The following is a 21,341-nucleotide window of genomic DNA, read 5'->3' on the forward strand; positions in this document are numbered from 1 at the left end:
AGATATGTCGTCATTTGATTACCTGAAAACTGCCATCAAGCAACAGGGCTGCACGCTACAGCAGGTAGCTGATGCCAGCGGTATGACCAAAGGGTATTTAAGCCAGTTACTGAATGCCAAAATCAAAAGCCCCAGCGCGCAAAAGCTGGAGGCGTTGCACCGTTTTTTGGGGCTTGAGTTTCCACGGCAGAAGAAAACGATCGGCGTTGTATTCGGTAAGTTCTACCCACTGCATACCGGACATATCTACCTTATCCAGCGCGCCTGTAGCCAGGTTGACGAGCTGCATATCATTATGGGCTTTGACGATACCCGTGACCGCGCGTTGTTCGAAGACAGTGCCATGTCGCAGCAGCCGACCGTGCCGGATCGTCTGCGCTGGTTATTGCAAACCTTTAAGTATCAAAAAAACATTCGTATTCATGCCTTTAACGAAGAGGGCATGGAGCCGTATCCGCACGGCTGGGATGTGTGGAGCAACGGCATCAAAAAGTTTATGGCTGAAAAGGGGATCCAGCCGGATCTGATCTACACCTCGGAAGAAGCCGACGCGCCGCAGTATATGGAACATCTGGGGATCGAGACGGTGCTGATCGACCCGAAACGCACCTTTATGAGTATCAGCGGTGCGCAGATCCGCGAAAACCCGTTCCGCTACTGGGAATATATTCCTACCGAAGTGAAGCCGTTTTTTGTGCGCACCGTGGCGATCCTCGGCGGCGAGTCGAGCGGTAAATCCACCCTGGTAAACAAACTCGCCAATATCTTCAACACCACCAGTGCGTGGGAATTTGGTCGTGATTATGTCTTTTCGCATCTTGGCGGCGATGAGATTGCATTACAGTATTCCGACTACGATAAAATCGCGCTGGGACACGCACAATATATTGATTTTGCAGTAAAATATGCCAATAAAGTGGCGTTTATCGACACTGATTTTGTGACTACTCAGGCGTTCTGCAAAAAGTACGAAGGACGCGAGCATCCGTTCGTGCAGGCGCTGATCGATGAATACCGTTTTGATCTGGTGATCCTGCTGGAGAACAACACTCCGTGGGTGGCGGATGGTTTACGCAGCCTCGGCAGTTCGGTGGATCGCAAAGAGTTCCAGAACTTGCTGGTGGAGATGCTGGAAGAGAACAATATCGAATTCGTGCGGGTTGAAGAGGACGATTACGACAGCCGTTTCCTGCGCTGCGTGGAGCTGGTGCGGGAGATGATGGGGGAGCAGGGATAATCATCTTTATAAGATGTTGAGTGTGATTACTGATTCAAAAGTGTACTTAGTACTCCATTTTGGTGTACAATGTACCTGCCAGGGAGGGGTAATGGGCAAGGCGATAATATTTATAGAGACGCCAATGTTTACGCGTCAGATCAAGCAGATTGCAACCGATGATGAATTAAAGGAATTACAAAAAGAACTCATCGGAACTCCCGATAAAGGTGATCTCATTCAGCAGACTGGTGGATTGCGTAAAGTCCGAATGGCTGCGGGTTCACAGGGAAAAAGTAGCAGTGTCAGAATAATTTACTTTCTGGCGACGGAAGAGATTATTTATTTGATTATGGCCTATCCAAAAAATGCCAAAGACAGTCTGACAGATACGGAAAAAGCTCAACTAAAGAAGTTGACGAAACTGCTCAAAGGCGAGGTATAAAATGAGTTTTTTTGATGAGTTGAAAACCTCTCTGGAAGAGGCTGTCGAGATTAAACAAGGTTTAAAAGAACCTGCACGGGTGACCCGCTACGAAATTGCGGATGTTAAAGCTATTCGTGAGCAACTCAACGTTTCGCAAAGTGAGATGGCAAAAGCTCTGGGAACCAGTGTGGACACCATTAAAAGCTGGGAATCGAAGCGAAGAAATCCAACGGGATTGGCAGCCAAAGTACTTGCCACAATTAAAGAAAATCCTGCCTTTTTCCGGGAACTTGCCTCCCATTAATCATTTAACTAATACCGGATGCAATGCTGGTGCGCCCGCATCCGGCATTTTACGCATTACTTCGCAATACGCTTGTACTTGATACGCTTCGGCTCCAGCGCGTCTGCGCCCAGCGTGCGTTTCTTGTACTCTTCGTACTCGGTAAAGTTACCTTCGAAGAACTCAACTTTACCTTCATCCTGGTAATCCAGAATGTGCGTTGCGATACGGTCGAGGAACCAACGGTCGTGCGAGATAACCATCGCGCAGCCCGGGAACTCCAGCAGGGCGTTTTCCAGCGCGCGCAGGGTTTCGATATCCAGGTCGTTGGTCGGTTCGTCGAGCAGCAGCATGTTGCCGCCAACCTGCAGCAGCTTCGCCAGATGCAGACGACCGCGCTCACCACCGGAAAGTTCACCAACGCGTTTACCCTGATCAACCCCTTTAAAGTTAAAGCGGCCAACGTAGGCGCGGCTTGGCATCTCGGTGTTGCCGATCTTCATGATATCCAGCCCGCCGGAAACTTCTTCCCAAACGGTTTTGCTGTTATCCATTGAGTCACGGAACTGATCAACAGACGCCAGTTTCACCGTTTCACCTAAAGTGATGGTGCCGCTGTCCGGCTGTTCCTGACCGGAGATCATACGGAACAGGGTCGATTTACCCGCGCCGTTCGGACCGATGATCCCGACGATTGCCCCTTTCGGGATCGAGAAACTCAGGGAGTCAATCAGCAGGCGATCGCCGTAGGATTTACGCAGGTTGCTGACTTCCAGCACTTTGTCGCCCAGACGCGGTCCAGGTGGAATAAACAGTTCGTTGGTTTCGTTACGTTTCTGATATTCGGTGCTGTTCAGCTCTTCAAAGCGTGCCAGACGTGCTTTACCTTTCGACTGACGGCCTTTAGTACCCTGACGTACCCACTCCAGCTCTTTCTCGATCGACTTACGACGCGCCGCTTCTTGAGAAGCTTCCTGCGCCAGACGCTGATCTTTTTGCTCCAGCCAGGAGGAGTAGTTGCCTTCCCACGGAATACCTTCACCGCGGTCAAGTTCGAGGATCCAGCCCGCAACGTTATCGAGGAAGTAACGGTCGTGGGTAATCGCCACAACGGTGCCTTCGAAGTCGTGCAGGAAGCGTTCCAGCCAGGCCACGGATTCGGCATCCAGGTGGTTGGTCGGTTCGTCGAGCAGCAGCATGTCTGGTTTTTCCAGCAGCAGACGGCACAACGCCACGCGACGACGCTCACCACCGGAGAGGTTAGCGATTTTCGCGTCCCAGTCCGGCAGACGCAGCGCATCCACCGCACGCTCCAGCTGTACGTTCAGGTTATGACCGTCGTGAGCCTGAATGATCTCTTCCAGACGGCCCTGTTCAGCGGCCAGCTTGTCAAAATCGGCATCCGGATCGGCATACAGCGCATACACTTCATCCAGACGTTTCAGGGCGTTAACCACTTCAGAAACGGCTTCTTCAATGGACTCACGTACGGTGTGTTCCGGGTTGAGCTGCGGTTCCTGCGGCAGGTAACCAATCTTGATGTCTGGCTGCGGACGCGCTTCACCTTCGATGTCTTTATCAATGCCCGCCATAATGCGCAGCAGGGTGGACTTACCGGCGCCGTTCAGGCCCAGGACACCAATTTTTGCCCCAGGGAAGAAACTCAGAGAGATGTTTTTCAAAATATGACGTTTCGGCGGAACAACTTTGCCGACACGATGCATGGTATAAACGAATTGAGCCACGTTGGACTTCGCCTCTATGTTTATCGTGATGATGAGTTTTCAAAGGCGAAGTGTAGCCTTTTTCCCCGCCTAATCCCAGTTGGTCGATCACCTTCGCAGTATACTCGTCATACTTCAAGTTGCATGTGCTGCGCTTACGCTCGCTCACCCCAGTCACTTACTTCTGTAAGCTCCTGGGGACTCACTCACTTATCGCCTTCCTGCAACTCGAATTATTTAGAGTATAAAAGTAAAAAAGTGTCCGTAACGTGGCGTAAACGGCAATGACTGGTTAGCATAAATCTATTACGCGGCATGATGCTGCATTGATGTATTTACACTTAGAGGGTGCGCTTGTGGAAAAAGCCAAACAAGTTACCTGGCGGCTGTTGGCTGCCGGTGTCTGTCTGCTGACGGTCAGCAGCGTGGCGCGAGCCGACTCACTGGATGAGCAGCGTAGCCGTTACGCGCAAATCAAGCAGGCCTGGGATAACCGACAAATGGATGTGGTCGAACAAATGATGCCATCCCTGAAGGATTACCCGTTATACCCCTACCTGGAATATCGCCAGATCACCGATGACCTGATGAATCAACCGGCGGTGACGGTCACTAATTTTGTTCGCGCTAACCCTACGCTTCCTCCCGCTCGCACGCTGCAATCTCGTTTCGTCAATGAACTGGCGCGGCGTGAAGACTGGCGTGGCTTGTTAGCCTTTAGCCCGGAAAAGCCAGGCACAACCGAAGCCCAGTGTAATTACTACTATGCAAAATGGAACACCGGGCAGAGTGAAGAAGCCTGGCAGGGGGCGAAAGAGCTGTGGCTAACCGGAAAGAGCCAGCCTAACGCTTGTGACAAGTTATTTAGCGTCTGGCGAGCGTCCGGCAAACAAGAACCCCTGGCTTATTTAGAGCGTATCCGCCTTGCGATGAAAGCAGGCAATACCGGGCTGGTGACGGTGCTGGCAGGGCAAATGCCTGCCGATTACCAGACTATTGCTTCGGCAATCATTTCGCTGGCGAATGATCCTAATACTGTGCTGACCTTCGCGCGATCCACCGGCGCGACCGATTTTACCCGTCAGATGGCGGCGGTGGCATTTGCCAGCGTGGCGCGTCAGGATGCTGAAAACGCACGACTGATGATCCCTTCACTTGCCCAGGCACAGCAGCTTAATGAAGATCAGATTCAGGAGCTGCGTGATATCGTCGCCTGGCGTCTGATGGGCAACGATGTTACCGACGAACAGGCGAAATGGCGTGATGACGCGATTATGCGTTCGCAATCCACGTCGTTAATTGAACGCCGCGTGCGGATGGCGCTTGGCACTGGCGATCGCCGTGGTCTGAATACCTGGCTGGCGCGTCTGCCAATAGAGGCGAAAGATAAAGATGAATGGCGCTACTGGCAGGCGGATATACTGCTGGAACGCGGGCGTGAAGCTGAAGCAAAAGAGATTTTGCATCAACTCATGCAACAGCGTGGATTTTACCCGATGGTCGCTGCGCAACGTATTGGCGAAGAGTATCAACTAAAGATTGATAAAGCGCCGCAGAACGTTGACAGCGCCCTGATCCTCGGGCCGGAGATGGCTCGCGTGCGCGAGTTAATGTACTGGAATATGGATAACACCGCACGTAGCGAGTGGGCCAATCTGGTGAAGAGCAAGTCAAAAACAGAGCAGGCGCAATTGGCACGCTATGCCTTTAATAATCACTGGTGGGATCTCAGTGTTCAGGCGACGATCGCCGGGAAATTGTGGGATCATCTGGAAGAACGATTCCCCCTGGCCTACAACGATCTCTTCGAACGTTACACCAACGGCAAAGATATCCCACAAAGCTATGCAATGGCGATTGCCCGTCAGGAGAGCGCCTGGAATCCGAAAGTGAAATCACCGGTAGGAGCCAGCGGCCTGATGCAGATTATGCCCGGTACGGCGACTCAGACGGTGAAGATGTTCTCTATTCCTGGTTATAGCAGCCCTGGGCAATTGCTGGATCCGGAAACGAACATCAACATTGGCACCAGTTACCTGCAATATGTTTATCAGCAATTTGGCAATAACCGCATTTTCTCCTCGGCAGCTTATAACGCCGGTCCAGGGCGGGTGCGCACGTGGCTTGGTAACAGCGCCGGGCGTATCGACGCAGTGGCGTTTGTCGAGAGTATTCCGTTCTCCGAGACGCGCGGTTATGTGAAAAATGTGCTGGCTTATGACGCGTACTATCGCTATTTCATGGGCGATAAGCCCACGCTTTTGAGCGCTACGGAATGGGGACGCCGTTACTGATTTGAACCTTTATGATATGCTATCGTACTCTTTAGCGAGTACAACCGGGGGAGGCATTTTGCTTCCCCCGCTAACAATGGCGACATATTATGGCCCAACAATCACCCTATTCAGCAGCGATGGCAGAACAGCGTCACCAGGAGTGGTTACGTTTTGTCGACCTGCTTAAGAATGCCTACGAAAACGATCTCCATTTACCGTTGTTAAATCTGATGCTGACGCCAGATGAGCGCGAAGCATTGGGGACTCGCGTGCGTATCGTCGAAGAGTTGCTGCGTGGTGAAATGAGCCAGCGCGAGTTAAAAAATGAACTCGGCGCGGGCATCGCGACCATTACGCGTGGATCTAACAGTCTGAAAGCCGCCCCCGTTGAGCTGCGCCAGTGGCTGGAAGACGTGTTGCTGAAAAGCGATTGATTTTGTAGGCCTGATAAGACGCGGCAGCGTCGCATCAGGCATTGTGCACCGAATGCCGGATGCGGCGTGAACGCCTTATCCGTCCTACAAATACCAGCAATTTCAATATGTTTGGTAGGTCTGATAAGACGCGTCAGCGTCGCATCAGGCATTGTGTACCGAATGCCGGATGCGGCGTGAACGCCTTATCCGGTTTATAATGGCTGATACACGGCATTATGAAACGGACTTAGCGCCAGAATCACCGCCTGATGATAAACGCTGGCGCGAGTGAGTTTCCCGGCGGTAAACACGCCGATGGCTCCTTCCTTACGACCAATCTCATCAATACCGGTATAACGCGACATCACGGGGCCGAGCGCCTCGCCTTCACGCACTTTCTGCAGAATCACCGCAGGCAACGGCAAAGTAGCCGAACGCGCCTCGCCACGTTGGCTGGCGTTTTCAATGACCACCCAACTGAAGGTGCTGTCACCATCAATGCCCGCTTCAATCGCCACCCAAAAATCGGCCTCTGGATGTAAACGGCGGGCATTTTCTACCCGATTTCGTGCGCCAGCGCGCGTTTCCTCACTGCCAAAGGGTTGTTCCGGTACGCCGCTCTCGACGGCAACGGACTCAATGTGGCAGGATCCTTCGCCGAAGATCTCGTGAAATGCCTGCAGAATGGCCTGAATTTTAGCGGGATTGGTGGTCGCACAGACAACATGGTGCATAATCAGGATTACTCAAAAATTAACGTTACAGCAGTATACGGAAAAAAAGCATGTTACAGGTATACCTAGTCCGCCACGGTGAAACGCAGTGGAACGCCGAGCGACGTATTCAGGGTCAGTCTGATAGCCCACTGACTGCCAAAGGTGAGCAACAAGCAATGCAGGTGGCGGCACGTGCCAAAGAGCTTGGAATCACACATATCATCAGTAGCGATTTAGGTCGCACCCGGCGCACGGCGGAAATCATCGCTCAGGCTTGCGGCTGTGACATAATCTTTGATTCCCGCCTGCGTGAATTAAATATGGGCGTGCTGGAAAAAAGACATATCGACTCTCTGACCGAAGAAGAAGAGAACTGGCGTCGCCAACTGGTAAATGGCACTGTTGACGGGCGTATTCCTGAAGGCGAGTCAATGCAGGAACTGAGCGAGCGCGTCCATGCTGCACTGGAATCTTGTCGGGATTTGCCACAGGGAAGTCGACCGCTACTGGTGAGCCACGGTATCGCGCTGGGATGCCTGGTGAGTACTATTCTGGGCCTACCTGCATGGGCAGAACGCCGCTTACGTCTGCGTAACTGTTCTATTTCGCGCGTGGATTATCAGGAAAGCCTGTGGCTGGCGTCTGGTTGGGTCGTTGAAACCGCAGGGGATATCTCGCATCTGGACGCCCCTGCATTAGACGAGCTGCAGCGTTAACGACGTACTGGAATCAGCAGTTCGCAGCGCAGATTAATTGGGCGATCTCCCGCTTTGGCATCTTCTGCCGGATAGTATCGCTCAATATCCTGACCTTTACGGCGCGTCAGGTTCAGCATCGGCATACAGGTTCCGTACACCGTCAGGATAAATTCCTGCACGCCTGTCCCCAGCCCTTCATAGGTAAACATCACATATTCGCCGCCCTGCAACAGCACCGGATGCCCCGTCAGTACATAGCCGTCTGCTTGCTCCTGAGCCAACGCAGTCGTGTAGAACACCTCTTGCTCGTCGTCTTTATCCTGGCTTGGACGCGTTTCATTCAGGCCGTAAAGTACTGGCGGAATAGTCGGCGCATTACCGAGAAAATCGTGCCAGAACTGATAACGCATTTCATGGCGGAAATCAGAGATTTGCTCCAGTGAACAGGAGTAACTCTGAGTTACGCCAATCAGCGGCGTGTCTTCCAGCGTGACAAATTTGTGCTCTGGCATGGTGAATTCACCCAGACGCAGCGGTGGGCGAATACCAAAGGCGCTCCATTCAGGAGAACGGCGGTAAAGTGCGGGAGTCTGGGCAAACTGCTTCTTGAATGCACGAGTAAATGTCTGTTGAGAGTCGAAGCGGTATTGCAGCGCAATATCCAGAATTGGGCGCGCGGTCAGGCGTAGTGCAACCGCCGATTTCGACAAACGACGAGCACGAATATACGCGCCAATAGCATGGCCAGTGACATCTTTAAACATTCTCTGTAAGTGCCACTTGGAATAACCTGCTTTCGCCGCTACATTGTCGAGCGACAGTGGCTGATCCAGATGACCTTCCAACCAGATTAAAAGGTCGCGAATAATGCCGGCCTGATCCATAAAATATCCTCATCCTTTCACAACGAGCACCTGACATCAGGTAATTGGATAATAGCATTTTTTGCTGTTTTAGCATTCAGTGTTTTTTTCTTAGCAGAGTATGTTTTAGGTCTTGACGGAAATAAAAGTGTTGAGATTTTGTTCTTAATCAATATGTTATTTACCGTGACGAACTAATTGCTCTGTGTAACTTATAAAAATGGTAACAATATGAAATACAAGCATTTGATCCTGTCTTTAAGCCTGATAATGCTGGGGCCATTGGCACATGCGGAAGAAATTGGTTCGGTCGATACCGTATTTAAAATGATCGGCCCGGATCACAAAATTGTCGTAGAAGCCTTTGACGATCCCGATGTGAAAAATGTCACCTGTTATGTGAGTCGGGCAAAAACCGGCGGTATTAAAGGGGGATTGGGCCTGGCGGAAGATACTTCCGATGCGGCTATTTCCTGCCAGCAAGTCGGGCCAATTGAACTGTCAGAGCGCATTAAAAACGGCAAAGCTCAGGGCGAAGTGGTATTCAAAAAACGTACGTCGCTGGTCTTTAAGTCGTTACAGGTCGTACGCTTCTATGACGCCAAACGCAACGCGCTCGCTTACCTGGCCTACTCCGACAAAGTTGTTGATGGGTCACCGAAAAACGCGATTAGCGCGGTGCCTGTCATGCCGTGGCGGCAATAACAGAGGCGATATATGCAACGGGAAACGGTCTGGTTAGTGGAAGACGAGCAAGGGATAGCCGACACGCTGGTCTACATGTTGCAGCAGGAAGGTTTTGCCGTCGAGGTCTTTGAGCGAGGCTTGCCGGTGCTGGATAAAGCACGCCAGCAGATTCCCGACGTCATTATTCTCGATGTAGGTCTGCCGGATATCAGCGGCTTTGAATTGTGCCGTCAGTTGCTGGTGATCCATCCGGCGCTACCTGTACTGTTCCTGACAGCCCGTAGTGAAGAGGTGGATCGCCTGCTTGGACTGGAAATTGGCGCTGACGACTACGTGGCTAAACCGTTTTCACCCCGCGAAGTGTGCGCCAGAGTGCGCACTTTACTGCGTCGGGTGAAGAAGTTCTCAACGCCGTCTCCCGTCATCCGTATTGGTCATTTTGAATTGAATGAACCCGCGGCGCAGATCAGCTGGTTTGACACGCCGTTAACGCTAACACGGTATGAGTTTTTGTTGCTGAAAACGTTACTCAAGTCGCCGGGCCGCGTCTGGTCCCGTCAGCAACTGATGGATAGCGTCTGGGAAGATGCGCAGGACACCTACGATCGCACTGTCGATACTCACATTAAAACGCTGCGTGCCAAACTGCGCGCTATTAATCCCGAGCTTTCGCCGATCAATACCCATCGCGGCATGGGATACAGCCTGAGGAGCCTGTAATGCGTATCGGCATGCGGCTGTTGCTGGGGTATTTTTTACTGGTGGCGGTAGCCGCCTGGTTCGTACTGGCTATTTTTGTCAAAGAAGTTAAACCGGGCGTGCGAAGGGCGACGGAAGGGACGTTGATCGATACGGCAACGTTGCTGGCGGAGCTGGCGCGTGCCGATTTGCTCTCTGGTGACCCAACGCATGGGCAGTTGGCGCAGGCATTTAACCAGCTACAAAATCGCCCGTTTCGCGCCAATATCAGCGGCATCAACAAAGTGCGCAATGAATATCATGTCTATATGACTGATGCGCAGGGCAAAGTATTGTTTGATTCGGCCAATAAAGCCGTCGGGCAGGATTATTCGCGCTGGAATGACGTATGGCTAACGTTGCGTGGTCAGTATGGTGCGCGCAGTACGTTGCAAAATCCTGCCGATCCCGAAAGTTCTGTGATGTATGTTGCCGCACCTATTATGGACGGCACGCGGCTGGTTGGCGTTTTGAGCGTAGGCAAACCGAACGCGGCGATGGCGCCGGTGATTAAACGCAGCGAGCGGCGAATTTTATGGGCGAGCGCCATTTTGCTGGGAATTGCGCTGGTAATCGGCGCAGGAATGGTTTGGTGGATCAACCACTCCATTGCCCGACTCACTCGTTATGCTGATTCCGTTACCGACAATAAGCCCGTTCCGCTTCCTGAACTCGGCAGTAGCGAGCTGCGTAAGTTAGCGCAGGCGCTGGAAAGTATGCGCGTGAAGCTGGAAGGGAAAAACTATATTGAGCAGTATGTCTACGCGTTAACTCATGAGTTGAAAAGTCCGCTGGCGGCAATTCGTGGCGCGGCGGAAATTTTACGCGAAGGTCCGCCGCCGGAAGTGGTGGCTCGTTTTACTGACAACATTCTGACGCAAAATGCGCGAATGCAGGCGCTGGTGGAAACGCTATTACGCCAGGCAAGACTGGAGAATCGCCAGGAGGTCGTTCTTTCTGCGGTTGCTGTGGCGGCTTTATTTCGCCGCGTCAGCGAAGCGCGCACCGTGCAGTTGGCAGAAAAAAATATCACTCTGCATGTTATGTCCACCGAGGTTAACGTTGCTGCTGAACCTGCGTTGCTGGAACAGGCGCTGGGGAATTTACTGGATAATGCTATCGATTTTACTCCCGAGAATGGCTGCATAACGCTTAGTGCTGGGGTGGAGCAGGAACACGTTACGCTTAACGTGCAGGATACCGGTAGCGGTATTCCTGACTACGCGCTATCACGTATTTTTGAACGTTTCTACTCTTTGCCGCGTGCGAATGGGCAAAAAAGCAGTGGTCTGGGGCTGGCGTTTGTCAGTGAAGTTGCCCGTTTGCTTAATGGCGAAGTCACGTTGCGCAACGTGCCGGAAGGCGGCGTATTGGCCTCGCTTCGACTTCACCGTCACTTCACATAACTTCAAATTCTTCCCACATAGCCTTCATATCCTGTCGCCATTGCAAAGGAGAAGACTATGTTGAAATCCCCCCTGTTCTGGAAAATGACCACCCTGTTTGGTGCAGTATTGCTGTTGTTGATTCCGATAATGCTGATTCGGCAGGTGATTGTCGAACGTGCCGATTACCGTAGCGATGTGGAAGATGCGATTCGCCAAAGTACCAGCGGGCCGCAAAAACTCGTTGGGCCGCTCATCGCTATTCCTGTGACCGAGCTTTATACGGTGCAGGAAGAGGATAAAACCGTGGAGCGGAAACGAAGTTTTATCCATTTCTGGTTACCTGAGTCGTTGATGGTTGATGGTAATCAGAATGTGGAAGAACGCAAGATTGGTATTTATACCGGTCAGGTCTGGCACAGTGATTTAACGCTAAAAGCCGATTTCGATGTTTCGCGTCTTAACGAACTCGACGCGCCAAATATCACCTTAGGCAAGCCATTTATTGTGATTAGCGTCGGGGATGCGCGTGGTATTGGCGTGGTGAAAGCGCCTGAAGTTAACGGAACAGCGCTGACCATTGAACCCGGTACCGGGTTGGAGCAAGGCGGGCAGGGCGTGCATATCCCTTTACCTGAAGGGGACTGGCGGAAGCAGAACCTGAAGCTGAATATGGCACTGAATTTAAGCGGTACTGGCGATCTTTCTGTGGTGCCTGCCGGGCGTAATAGCGAAATGACCTTAACCAGCAACTGGCCGCATCCCAGTTTTTTAGGTGATTTTTTGCCAGCGAAACGAGAAATAAGTGCATCCGGTTTTCAGGCGCAATGGCAAAGCAGTTGGTTTGCCAATAATCTCGGTGAGCGTTTTGCTTCAGGCAATGATACCGGCTGGGAAAACTTCCCGGCGTTTAGCGTCGCAGTCACTACGCCTGCCGATCAGTATCAATTAACCGACCGGGCGACTAAGTACGCTATTTTGCTGATTGCCCTGACTTTTATGGCCTTCTTTGTTTTTGAAACGCTCACCGCGCAACGTTTGCACCCGATGCAATATTTGCTGGTGGGGCTGTCATTGGTGATGTTTTATTTGCTCTTGCTGGCGCTTTCTGAACACACCGGTTTTACCGTGGCATGGGTAATTGCCAGCTTGATAGGGGCATTAATGAACGGTATTTACTTGCAGGCGGTATTAAAAGGTTGGCGCAATAGCATGTTGTTTACCCTCGCGCTGTTGTTGCTGGATGGTGTGATGTGGGGACTGCTCAACTCTGCCGATAGCGCACTGTTGTTGGGAACCAGTGTGCTGGTGGTGGCGCTGGCAGGCATGATGTTTGTGACGCGGAATATCGACTGGTATGCATTTTCACTGCCAAAAATGAAAACCAGTAAAGAAGTCACAACGGACGATGAGTTACGTATCTGGAAATAAAAAAACGGCGCTAAAAAGCGCCGTTTTTTTTGACGGAGGTAAAGCCGATTAATCTTCCAGATCACCGCAGAAGCGATAACCTTCACCGTGAATGGTGGCGATGATTTCCGGCGTATCCGGCGTAGATTCGAAGTGTTTACGAATACGACGGATCGTCACGTCTACAGTACGGTCGTGCGGTTTCAGCTCACGGCCGGTCATTTTCTTCAGCAGTTCAGCACGAGACTGAATTTTGCCTGGGTTTTCACAGAAGTGAAGCATGGCGCGGAACTCGCTACGCGGCAGTTTGTACTGCTCGCCATCAGGGCCGATCAATGAACGGCTGTTGATGTCCAGTTCCCAACCATTGAACTTGTAGCTTTCAACGCTACGACGTTCTTCGCTGACAGTACCCAGATTCATGGTACGAGACAGCAGGTTGCGCGCACGGATAGTCAGTTCACGCGGGTTGAACGGTTTGGTGATGTAGTCATCTGCGCCAATTTCGAGGCCGAGAATTTTATCGACTTCGTTGTCACGGCCAGTCAGGAACATCAACGCAACATTTGCCTGCTCACGCAGTTCACGCGCTAACAGAAGACCGTTCTTACCCGGCAGATTGATATCCATGATCACCAGGTTGATGTCATATTCAGAGAGGATCTGATGCATTTCCGCGCCATCTGTCGCTTCGAAAACATCATAGCCTTCCGCTTCGAAAATACTTTTCAACGTGTTGCGTGTTACCAACTCGTCTTCAACGATAAGAATGTGCGGGGTCTGCATGTTTGCTACCTAAATTGCCAACTAAATCGAAACAGGAAGTACAAAAGTCCCTGACCTGCCTGATGCATGCTGCAAATTAACATGATCGGCGTAACATGACTAAAGTACGTAATTGCGTTCTTGATGCACTTTCCATCAACGTCAACAACATCATTAGCTTGGTCGTGGGTACTTTCCCTCAGGACCCGACAGTGTCAAAAACGGCTGCCATCCTAACCATTTTAACAGCAACATAACAGGCTAAGACGTGCCGGACACCCAATAAAACTACGCTTCGTTGACATATATCAAGTTCAATTGTAGCACGTTAACAGTTTGATGAAATCATCGTATCTAAATGCTAGCTTTCGTCACATTATTTTAATAATACAACTAGTTGCCTTATACAACTAATAAACGTGGTGAATCCAATTGTCGAGATTTATTTTTTATAAAATTATCCTAAGTAAACAGAAAGATATGTAGCAATTTTTAACAATTGCACCGTTAGTATAGTCAAGAAATAGTTTAGCTTTTTTTAAGTTAAGTGAAGGGCTTTTTCTGCGACTTACGTTACGAATTTGTAAATTCTCTCCGCGTAATAAGTTGACATTCATCACCCTGTGCGCGGTTATTTGATCAAGAAGAGTGGCAACATGCGTATAACGATCATTCTGGTAGCACCTGCCAGAGCTGAAAATATTGGTGCAGCGGCCCGGGCGATGAAAACAATGGGATTTAGCGAGCTGCGCATTGTCGATAGCCTGGCACACCTGGAACCAGCTACCCGCTGGGTGGCACATGGTTCTGGTGATATTATTGATAATATTAAAGTTTTTCCAACGCTGGCTGAATCGCTACACGACGTTGATTTTACCGTTGCCACCACTGCGCGCAGTCGGGCGAAATACCATTACTACGCCACGCCGATAGAACTGGTGCCGCTACTGGAGGAAAAATCGACATGGATGAACCACGCGGCGCTGGTCTTTGGTCGCGAAGATTCTGGCTTGACTAACGAAGAGTTGGCGCTTGCTGATGTCCTCACCGGCGTGCCAATGGTGGCGGATTATCCATCACTGAATTTGGGACAGGCGGTGATGGTCTATTGCTATCAATTAGCAACATTAATACAACAACCGGTGGAATCTGCCGCAACGGCGGACCCATTTCAACTGCAGGCTTTACGTGAACGTGCCATGTCATTGTTAACGACTCTGGCGGTGGCAGATGACACCAAACTGGTCGACTGGTTACAACAACGCATCGGGCTGTTGGAGCAACGAGATACGGCCATGTTGCATCGTTTATTGCATGATATTGAAAAAAATATCACCAAATAAAAAACGACAAGGAAGGGTGTTTTCAGATTTTTATTCTGACTGCAATGGGCAATATGTCTCTGTGTGGATTAAAAAAAGAGCATCTACCAGCACTCTATGAACTGGTAACCTGCCGTGAGCAAATTAAAATTTTATTGACTTAGGTCACTAAATACTTTAACCAATATAGGCATAGCGCACAGACAGATAAAAATTACAGAGTACACAACATCCATGAAACGCATCAGCACCACCATTACCACCACCATCACCATTACCACAGGTAACGGTGCGGGCTGACGCGTACAGGAAACACAGAAAAAAGCCCGCACCTGACAGTGCGGGCTTTTTTTTCGACCAAAGGTAACGAGGTAACAACCATGCGAGTGTTGAAGTTCGGCGGTACATCAGTGGCAAATGCAGAACGTTTTCTGCGGGTTGCCGATATTCTGGAGAGCAATGCCAGGCAGGGGCAGGTGGCCACCGTCCTCTCTGCCCCCGCCAAAATTACCAACCATCTGGTCGCAATGATAGAAAAAACCATTAGCGGTCAGGATGCTTTACCCAATATCAGCGATGCCGAACGTATTTTTGCCGAACTTCTGACGGGACTCGCCGCCGCCCAACCGGGATTTCCACTGGCGCAATTGAAAGCGTTCGTTGATCAAGAATTTGCCCAAATCAAACATGTCCTGCATGGCATTAGCTTGTTGGGGCAATGCCCGGACAGCATCAACGCCGCGCTGATTTGCCGTGGTGAAAAAATGTCGATCGCCATTATGGCCGGGGTACTGGAAGCGCGTGGTCACAACGTTACCGTTATCGACCCGGTCGAAAAGCTGCTGGCAATCGGTCATTACCTCGAATCTACGGTCGATATTGCTGAGTCCACCCGACGTATTGCGGCAAGCCGCATTCCGGCTGACCATATGGTGCTGATGGCTGGTTTCACTGCGGGTAACGAAAAAGGTGAGCTGGTGGTGCTGGGACGTAACGGTTCTGACTACTCCGCCGCGGTACTGGCCGCCTGTTTACGCGCCGATTGTTGCGAGATCTGGACGGATGTCGACGGTGTCTATACCTGCGACCCGCGTCAGGTGCCCGATGCGAGGCTGTTGAAGTCGATGTCGTACCAGGAAGCGATGGAGCTTTCCTACTTCGGCGCTAAAGTTCTTCACCCTCGCACCATTACCCCTATCGCTCAGTTCCAGATCCCTTGCCTGATTAAAAATACCGGAAATCCTCAAGCACCAGGTACGCTCATTGGCGCCAGCCGTGATGAGGACGAATTACCGGTCAAGGGCATTTCCAATCTGAATAACATGGCAATGTTCAGCGTTTCCGGTCCGGGGATGAAAGGAATGGTCGGCATGGCGGCGCGCGTCTTTGCGGCAATGTCACGCGCCCGCATTTCAGTGGTGCTGATTACGCAATCATCTTCCGAATACAGTATCAGTTTCTGCGTACCACAAAGCGACTGTGCGCGTGCTGAACGCGCGATGCAGGAAGAGTTCTACCTGGAACTGAAAGAAGGTTTGCTGGAGCCGCTGGCGGTCACTGAACGGCTGGCCATTATCTCGGTGGTGGGCGATGGTATGCGCACCTTACGTGGGATCTCGGCGAAATTCTTTGCTGCGCTGGCCCGCGCCAATATCAACATTGTCGCCATTGCTCAAGGGTCTTCTGAACGCTCAATCTCTGTCGTGGTAAATAACGATGATGCGACCACTGGCGTACGCGTTACCCACCAGATGCTGTTCAATACCGATCAGGTTATCGAAGTGTTTGTGATTGGCGTCGGTGGCGTTGGCGGTGCGCTGCTGGAGCAACTGAAGCGTCAGCAAAGCTGGCTGAAGAACAAACACATCGATTTACGCGTTTGCGGCGTTGCTAACTCGAAGGCGCTGCTGACTAATGTGCATGGCCTTAACCTGGATAACTGGCAGGAAGAACTGGCGCAGGCCAAAGAGCCGTTCAACCTTGGGCGCTTAATTCGCCTGGTGAAAGAATATCATTTGCTGAATCCGGTGATTGTCGATTGCACTTCCAGCCAGGCGGTGGCGGATCAATATGCCGACTTCCTGCGCGAAGGTTTCCATGTGGTGACCCCGAACAAAAAGGCCAACACCTCGTCGATGGATTACTACCATCAGCTGCGTTACGCGGCGGAAAAATCACGGCGTAAATTCCTTTATGACACCAACGTCGGTGCGGGGTTGCCGGTCATTGAGAACTTGCAAAACCTGCTCAACGCGGGTGATGAATTGATGAAGTTCTCTGGCATTCTTTCTGGTTCGCTTTCTTTCATCTTCGGTAAGTTAGACGAAGGGATGAGCTTCTCCGAGGCCACCACGCTGGCAAGAGAAATGGGCTATACCGAACCGGACCCGCGTGATGATCTTTCTGGTATGGATGTGGCGCGCAAGCTGTTGATTCTCGCTCGTGAAACAGGACGATCACTGGAACTGGCGGATATCGAAATCGAATCTGTGCTGCCTGCAGAGTTTAACGCGGAAGGCGATGTTGCGACTTTTATGGCGAATCTGTCACAGCTCGACGATCTCTTTGCCGCGCGCGTAGCGAAGGCCCGTGATGAAGGAAAAGTTTTGCGCTATGTTGGCAATATTGATGAAGATGGCGTCTGCCGCGTGAAGATTGCTGAAGTGGATGGCAACGATCCGCTGTTCAAAGTGAAAAACGGCGAAAACGCATTGGCCTTCTATAGCCACTATTATCAGCCACTGCCGCTGGTCCTGCGCGGATACGGTGCGGGTAATGACGTTACAGCTGCCGGTGTCTTTGCCGATCTGCTGCGCACCCTCTCATGGAAGTTAGGAGTCTAAAATGGTTAAGGTTTATGCTCCGGCTTCCAGTGCCAATATGAGCGTCGGGTTTGATGTGCTCGGGGCGGCGGTGGTGCCTGTTGATGGTTCCTTGCTGGGAGATGTAGTGACGGTTGAGTCAGCAGAGCGCTTCAGTCTCAACAATCTTGGACGGTTTGCAGGCAAGCTGCCGTCAGAACCGCAGGAAAATATCGTTTATCAGTGCTGGGAGCGTTTTTGCCAGGAAGTGGGTAAGCAAATTCCGGTGGCGATGACCCTGGAAAAGAATATGCCGATCGGTTCTGGCTTAGGTTCCAGCGCCTGTTCGGTGGTCGCGGCGCTGGTGGCGATGAATGAACACTGTGGTAAGCCGCTCAATGATACCCGCCTGCTGGCCTTGATGGGCGAACTGGAAGGGCGTATCTCCGGCAGCATTCATTACGACAACGTAGCACCGTGTTTTCTTGGCGGCATGCAGTTGATGATCGAAGAAAACGGCATCATCAGCCAGCAGGTACCAGGATTTGATGAGTGGTTATGGGTGTTAGCGTATCCGGGGATTAAAGTCTCGACGGCAGAAGCACGGGCTATTTTACCGGCGCAGTATCGCCGCCAGGATTGCATTGCTCACGGGCGACACCTGGCGGGCTTCATTCATGCCTGCTATTCCCGCCAGCCTGATCTGGCCGCAAAGCTGATGAAAGATGTTATCGCCGAGCCGTATCGTGAGCGTTTACTGCCAGGTTTCAGACAGGCACGACAGGCGGTCGCGGAAATCGGTGCGCTAGCGAGCGGTATCTCCGGCTCCGGGCCGACCTTGTTCGCCTTGTGCGATAAACTGGATACCGCACAGCGAGTTGCCGACTGGTTAGGTAAGAATTACCTGCAAAATCAGGAAGGTTTTGTTCATATTTGCCGGCTGGATACGGCGGGCGCACGAGTACTGGAAAACTAAATGAAACTCTACAATCTGAAAGATCACAACGAGCAGGTCAGTTTTGCGCAAGCCGTAACGCAGGGATTGGGCAAAAATCAGGGGTTGTTTTTCCCTCATGAGCTACCGGAATTCAGCCTGACCGAAATTGATGAGATGCTGAAACTGGATTTCGTCACTCGCAGCGCGAAGATCCTCTCGGCGTTTATTGGTGATGAGATCCCACAGGAAGTTCTGGAAGAGCGCGTGCGCGCGGCATTCGCTTTCCCGGCTCCGGTTGCCAAAGTTGAAAATGACGTCGGTTGTCTGGAGTTGTTCCACGGGCCAACGCTGGCATTTAAAGATTTCGGCGGTCGCTTTATGGCGCAAATGCTGACCCATATTGCGGGTGATAAGCCAGTGACTATTCTGACGGCGACTTCCGGCGACACCGGAGCGGCAGTGGCTCACGCTTTCTACGGTTTACCGAACGTTAAAGTGGTCATCCTTTACCCGCACGGCAAAATCAGTCCACTGCAAGAAAAACTGTTCTGTACGCTGGGTGGCAATATTGAAACCGTCGCCATCGACGGCGATTTTGATGCCTGCCAGGCTCTTGTTAAACAGGCATTCGATGATGAAGAACTAAAAGTGGCGTTGGGACTGAACTCTGCTAACTCTATTAACATCAGTCGTTTGCTGGCGCAGATTTGCTATTACTTTGAAGCCGTGGCGCAGTTGCCGCAGGAAGCGCGTAACCAGCTAGTTGTTTCAGTGCCGAGCGGAAACTTCGGCGATTTGACGGCAGGATTGCTGGCGAAATCACTCGGTCTGCCGGTGAAACGTTTTATTGCTGCCACTAACGTTAACGATACGGTGCCGCGTTTCCTGCACGACGGGCACTGGGTGCCTAAAGCTACCCAGGCGACATTATCCAATGCGATGGATGTCAGCCAGCCAAACAACTGGCCGCGAGTGGAAGAGTTGTTCCGCCGTAAAATCTGGCAACTGAAGGAGCTGGGTTATGCGGCGGTGGATGATGAAACCACCCGACAGACAATGCGTGAGTTAAAAGCACTGGGCTATACCTCGGAACCGCATGCTGCCGTGGCTTACCGTGCGCTGCGTGACCAGCTTCATCCGGGAGAATATGGTCTGTTCCTCGGCACCGCGCACCCGGCGAAGTTTAAAGAGAGCGTGGAAGTGATTCTTGGTGAAACGCTGGAACTGCCAAAAGAGCTGGCAGAACGTGCTGATTTACCCTTACTTTCACATAGTTTGCCTGCCGATTTTGCTGCGCTGCGCAAACTCATGATGAATCATAATTAATATCTATTAAATTCCGAAAAAATAGCCGGGCTTGTGTTTACACAGCTCGGCTTTTTTGTGGAGAAAATATGAGAAAAATCGACAGAAAAAAAGGAGAAATTTTCAATAAATGCGGTGACTTAGATTGGATAATGACAACGAGGATTCTTTTACCGTAAGCTCCTTATATCGGCCCATAACTGGCAATGATAATAAGGAGTCACCTGTGAAAAAGATGCAATCTCTCTTACTCGCATTTTCCCTGATTCTGGTTGCTCCTTTGGCAGCGCAGGCTGAGGAAATAATGCTGGTGCCATCAGTAAAGTTACAGATTGGCGATCGTGATTATCGCGGTTTCTACTGGGATGGCGGTTACTGGCGTGACCACGACTGGTGGCACAGAAATTATGAATGGCGAGGCAATCGCTGGCACCCATACGGACTGCAGCCGCACTATAATAATCATCGCGATCATCGTGACGATCATCGTCATGATCACCGGGATGATCATTATCCGGGGCCTGGCAGACATCACCGCTAAATATAAATGCCGGATGACCTCCGGCATTTACCACAAACTTAACGCAGTTCGTAGCGTTTAAACACCAGTTCGCCATTGCTGGAAGAGGCTTCATCGAAGAAGTAACCTTCACTGTTAAAACCTGTCAGTTGCTCTGGCTTGGTCAGGCGATTTTTAATGATAAACCGACTCATCAGGCCACGCGCTTTTTTAGCATGGAAGCTGATGACCTTAAACTTGCCGTTCTTCTCATCGAGGAATACCGGCTTGATTATCTCGGCATTTAATTTCTTCGGTTTCACTGATTTAAAATACTCATCTGACGCCAGGTTAATCACCACCTGATCTCCTTGTGCTTCGAGCGCTTCGTTTAGCTTGTTGGTGATCACATCCCCCCAGAACTGGTACAGGTCTTTACCCCGCGCATTCTCAAGACGGATCCCCATCTCCAGACGGTATGGCTGCATTAAATCGAGCGGGCGCAGTACGCCGTACAAACCGGAAAGCATACGTAAATGCTGCTGGGCAAAAGCAAAATCTTCTTCACTAAAGGTTTCGGCTTGCAAGCCGGTATAGACATCGCCTTTAAATGCCAGAATTGCCTGCCGGGCATTCTCTGGCGTGAAATCTGGCTGCCAGTCATGAAAGCGGGTAGCGTTGAGATCGGCCAGCTTGTCACTGATTTTCATCAGTTTGCCAATCTGCGGTGCCGTTAGTTTTCGCGCTTCATGGATAAGCTGTTGGGAGTTGTCTAACAGCTCCGGCAGCGTGTAGCGTGTGGTGGCCAAAGGGCTTTGATAATCAAGTGTTTTAGCAGGTGAAATCAGAATCAACATATCCAGTCCTTGCAGG

22 protein-coding genes and 1 other annotated feature are annotated in these 21,341 nt (G+C 51.1%); of the genes, 17 read left to right on the plus strand and 5 right to left on the minus strand.

The genetic code is table 11. The features are described 5' to 3' along the window. The first annotated feature begins 4 nt into the window (after positions 1 to 4). From nadR to nadS, 3 genes are all read left to right on the plus strand, one after another. On the plus strand, positions 5 to 1,237 hold the full coding sequence (nadR, locus tag D9738_RS03810; RefSeq protein ID WP_130221683.1) for a multifunctional transcriptional regulator/nicotinamide-nucleotide adenylyltransferase/ribosylnicotinamide kinase NadR: 1,233 nt from the start codon (positions 5 to 7) through the stop codon (positions 1,235 to 1,237). A gap of 91 nt (positions 1,238 to 1,328) precedes the next feature. Then, complete coding sequence (locus D9738_RS03815) at positions 1,329 to 1,661, plus strand: type II toxin-antitoxin system RelE/ParE family toxin (RefSeq protein WP_130259591.1); 333 nt, start codon at positions 1,329 to 1,331, stop codon at positions 1,659 to 1,661. A 1-nt stretch (position 1,662) separates the two neighbouring features. Beyond that, entirely contained in the window at positions 1,663 to 1,947 is a 285-nt protein-coding gene (nadS, locus tag D9738_RS03820; protein WP_000007436.1) for a NadS family protein, read from the plus strand. Positions 1,948 to 2,003: 56 nt separating this feature from the next. On the opposite strand, the gene ettA is transcribed toward nadS, so the two are convergent. After that, positions 2,004 to 3,671: an energy-dependent translational throttle protein EttA gene (gene ettA / locus D9738_RS03825; RefSeq protein WP_130259592.1), complete on the minus strand. Its 1,668-nt coding sequence runs from the start codon at positions 3,669 to 3,671 to the stop codon at positions 2,004 to 2,006. A 335-nt stretch (positions 3,672 to 4,006) separates the two neighbouring features. Here ettA and sltY point away from each other — a divergent pair, with 335 nt between their 5' ends. Further along, positions 4,007 to 5,944, plus strand: a complete 1,938-nt coding sequence (gene sltY / locus D9738_RS03830; RefSeq protein ID WP_130259593.1) for a murein transglycosylase — start codon at positions 4,007 to 4,009, stop codon at positions 5,942 to 5,944. An 89-nt stretch (positions 5,945 to 6,033) separates the two neighbouring features. After that, positions 6,034 to 6,360: a trp operon repressor gene (gene trpR, locus D9738_RS03835; protein WP_064530383.1), complete on the plus strand. Its 327-nt coding sequence runs from the start codon at positions 6,034 to 6,036 to the stop codon at positions 6,358 to 6,360. A gap of 194 nt (positions 6,361 to 6,554) precedes the next feature. Here trpR and yjjX read toward each other — a convergent pair whose 3' ends face one another. After that, entirely contained in the window at positions 6,555 to 7,076 is a 522-nt protein-coding gene (gene yjjX, locus D9738_RS03840; protein ID WP_130204796.1) for an inosine/xanthosine triphosphatase, read from the minus strand. A 50-nt stretch (positions 7,077 to 7,126) separates the two neighbouring features. On the opposite strand from yjjX, the gene gpmB reads away from it, so the two are divergent. Next, a complete protein-coding gene (gpmB, locus tag D9738_RS03845) occupies positions 7,127 to 7,774 on the plus strand; it encodes a 2,3-diphosphoglycerate-dependent phosphoglycerate mutase GpmB (protein ID WP_130259594.1) in 648 nt (215 codons plus the stop codon). Here the strand turns inward: gpmB and robA are convergent. Then, positions 7,771 to 8,640, minus strand: a complete 870-nt coding sequence (gene robA, locus D9738_RS03850) for an MDR efflux pump AcrAB transcriptional activator RobA (protein WP_130204798.1) — start codon at positions 8,638 to 8,640, stop codon at positions 7,771 to 7,773. The genes gpmB and robA overlap by 4 nt on opposite strands. A gap of 210 nt (positions 8,641 to 8,850) precedes the next feature. On the opposite strand from robA, the gene creA reads away from it, so the two are divergent. From creA to creD, 4 genes are read left to right on the plus strand one after another with little or no spacing between them, the layout of a single operon-like run. After that, positions 8,851 to 9,324, plus strand: coding sequence for a protein CreA (gene creA, locus D9738_RS03855; protein ID WP_000875488.1), 474 nt, complete (start codon positions 8,851 to 8,853; stop codon positions 9,322 to 9,324). A gap of 12 nt (positions 9,325 to 9,336) precedes the next feature. After that, positions 9,337 to 10,026, plus strand: coding sequence for a two-component system response regulator CreB (gene creB, locus D9738_RS03860; protein WP_130259595.1), 690 nt, complete (start codon positions 9,337 to 9,339; stop codon positions 10,024 to 10,026). Then, positions 10,026 to 11,450: a two-component system sensor histidine kinase CreC gene (gene creC / locus D9738_RS03865; protein WP_130259596.1), complete on the plus strand. Its 1,425-nt coding sequence runs from the start codon at positions 10,026 to 10,028 to the stop codon at positions 11,448 to 11,450. The genes creB and creC overlap by 1 nt, the downstream gene beginning before the upstream one ends. Before the next feature lie 57 nt (positions 11,451 to 11,507). Beyond that, complete coding sequence (gene creD, locus D9738_RS03870; RefSeq protein WP_130259597.1) at positions 11,508 to 12,860, plus strand: cell envelope integrity protein CreD; 1,353 nt, start codon at positions 11,508 to 11,510, stop codon at positions 12,858 to 12,860. A gap of 48 nt (positions 12,861 to 12,908) precedes the next feature. Here creD and arcA read toward each other — a convergent pair whose 3' ends face one another. Beyond that, entirely contained in the window at positions 12,909 to 13,625 is a 717-nt protein-coding gene (arcA, locus tag D9738_RS03875) for a two-component system response regulator ArcA (RefSeq protein ID WP_001194358.1), read from the minus strand. A 95-nt stretch (positions 13,626 to 13,720) separates the two neighbouring features. Between arcA and yjjY the strand changes: the two genes are divergently transcribed. The 7 genes from yjjY to D9738_RS03910 all read left to right on the plus strand — a co-directional run bounded on the left by yjjY (position 13,721) and on the right by D9738_RS03910 (position 20,510). Continuing rightward, positions 13,721 to 13,861 (plus strand): protein YjjY, encoded by a 141-nt coding sequence (yjjY, locus tag D9738_RS03880; RefSeq protein ID WP_057696375.1) that lies wholly within the window; start codon positions 13,721 to 13,723, stop codon positions 13,859 to 13,861. Between the two features lie 399 nt (positions 13,862 to 14,260). Continuing rightward, the gene (locus D9738_RS03885) at positions 14,261 to 14,947 is read left to right on the plus strand and encodes a tRNA/rRNA methyltransferase (RefSeq protein WP_130204806.1); all 687 of its coding nucleotides are present in this window, start codon (positions 14,261 to 14,263) and stop codon (positions 14,945 to 14,947) included. Between the two features lie 213 nt (positions 14,948 to 15,160). Next, the gene (thrL, locus tag D9738_RS03890; RefSeq protein WP_001386572.1) at positions 15,161 to 15,226 is read left to right on the plus strand and encodes a thr operon leader peptide; all 66 of its coding nucleotides are present in this window, start codon (positions 15,161 to 15,163) and stop codon (positions 15,224 to 15,226) included. Continuing rightward, positions 15,162 to 15,281: a sequence feature (Thr leader region), on the plus strand. (Overlaps the previous gene by 65 nt.) Positions 15,282 to 15,306: 25 nt before the next feature. Next, positions 15,307 to 17,769, plus strand: coding sequence for a bifunctional aspartate kinase/homoserine dehydrogenase I (thrA, locus tag D9738_RS03895; protein ID WP_130204809.1), 2,463 nt, complete (start codon positions 15,307 to 15,309; stop codon positions 17,767 to 17,769). A gap of 1 nt (position 17,770) precedes the next feature. After that, a complete protein-coding gene (gene thrB / locus D9738_RS03900) occupies positions 17,771 to 18,703 on the plus strand; it encodes a homoserine kinase (protein WP_130259598.1) in 933 nt (310 codons plus the stop codon). Then, positions 18,704 to 19,990, plus strand: a complete 1,287-nt coding sequence (gene thrC, locus D9738_RS03905) for a threonine synthase (protein ID WP_130259599.1) — start codon at positions 18,704 to 18,706, stop codon at positions 19,988 to 19,990. It abuts the gene before it with no gap. 205 nt (positions 19,991 to 20,195) lie between these two features. After that, positions 20,196 to 20,510, plus strand: a complete 315-nt coding sequence (locus tag D9738_RS03910; RefSeq protein WP_130259600.1) for a DUF2502 domain-containing protein — start codon at positions 20,196 to 20,198, stop codon at positions 20,508 to 20,510. A 38-nt stretch (positions 20,511 to 20,548) separates the two neighbouring features. Here D9738_RS03910 and yaaA read toward each other — a convergent pair whose 3' ends face one another. Beyond that, on the minus strand, positions 20,549 to 21,325 hold the full coding sequence (gene yaaA, locus D9738_RS03915; protein ID WP_130204817.1) for a peroxide stress protein YaaA: 777 nt from the start codon (positions 21,323 to 21,325) through the stop codon (positions 20,549 to 20,551). Between the last annotated feature and the right edge of the window lie 16 nt (positions 21,326 to 21,341).

This window comes from Escherichia sp. E10V5 (assembly GCF_004212315.1).
GTDB lineage: Bacteria > Pseudomonadota > Gammaproteobacteria > Enterobacterales > Enterobacteriaceae > Escherichia.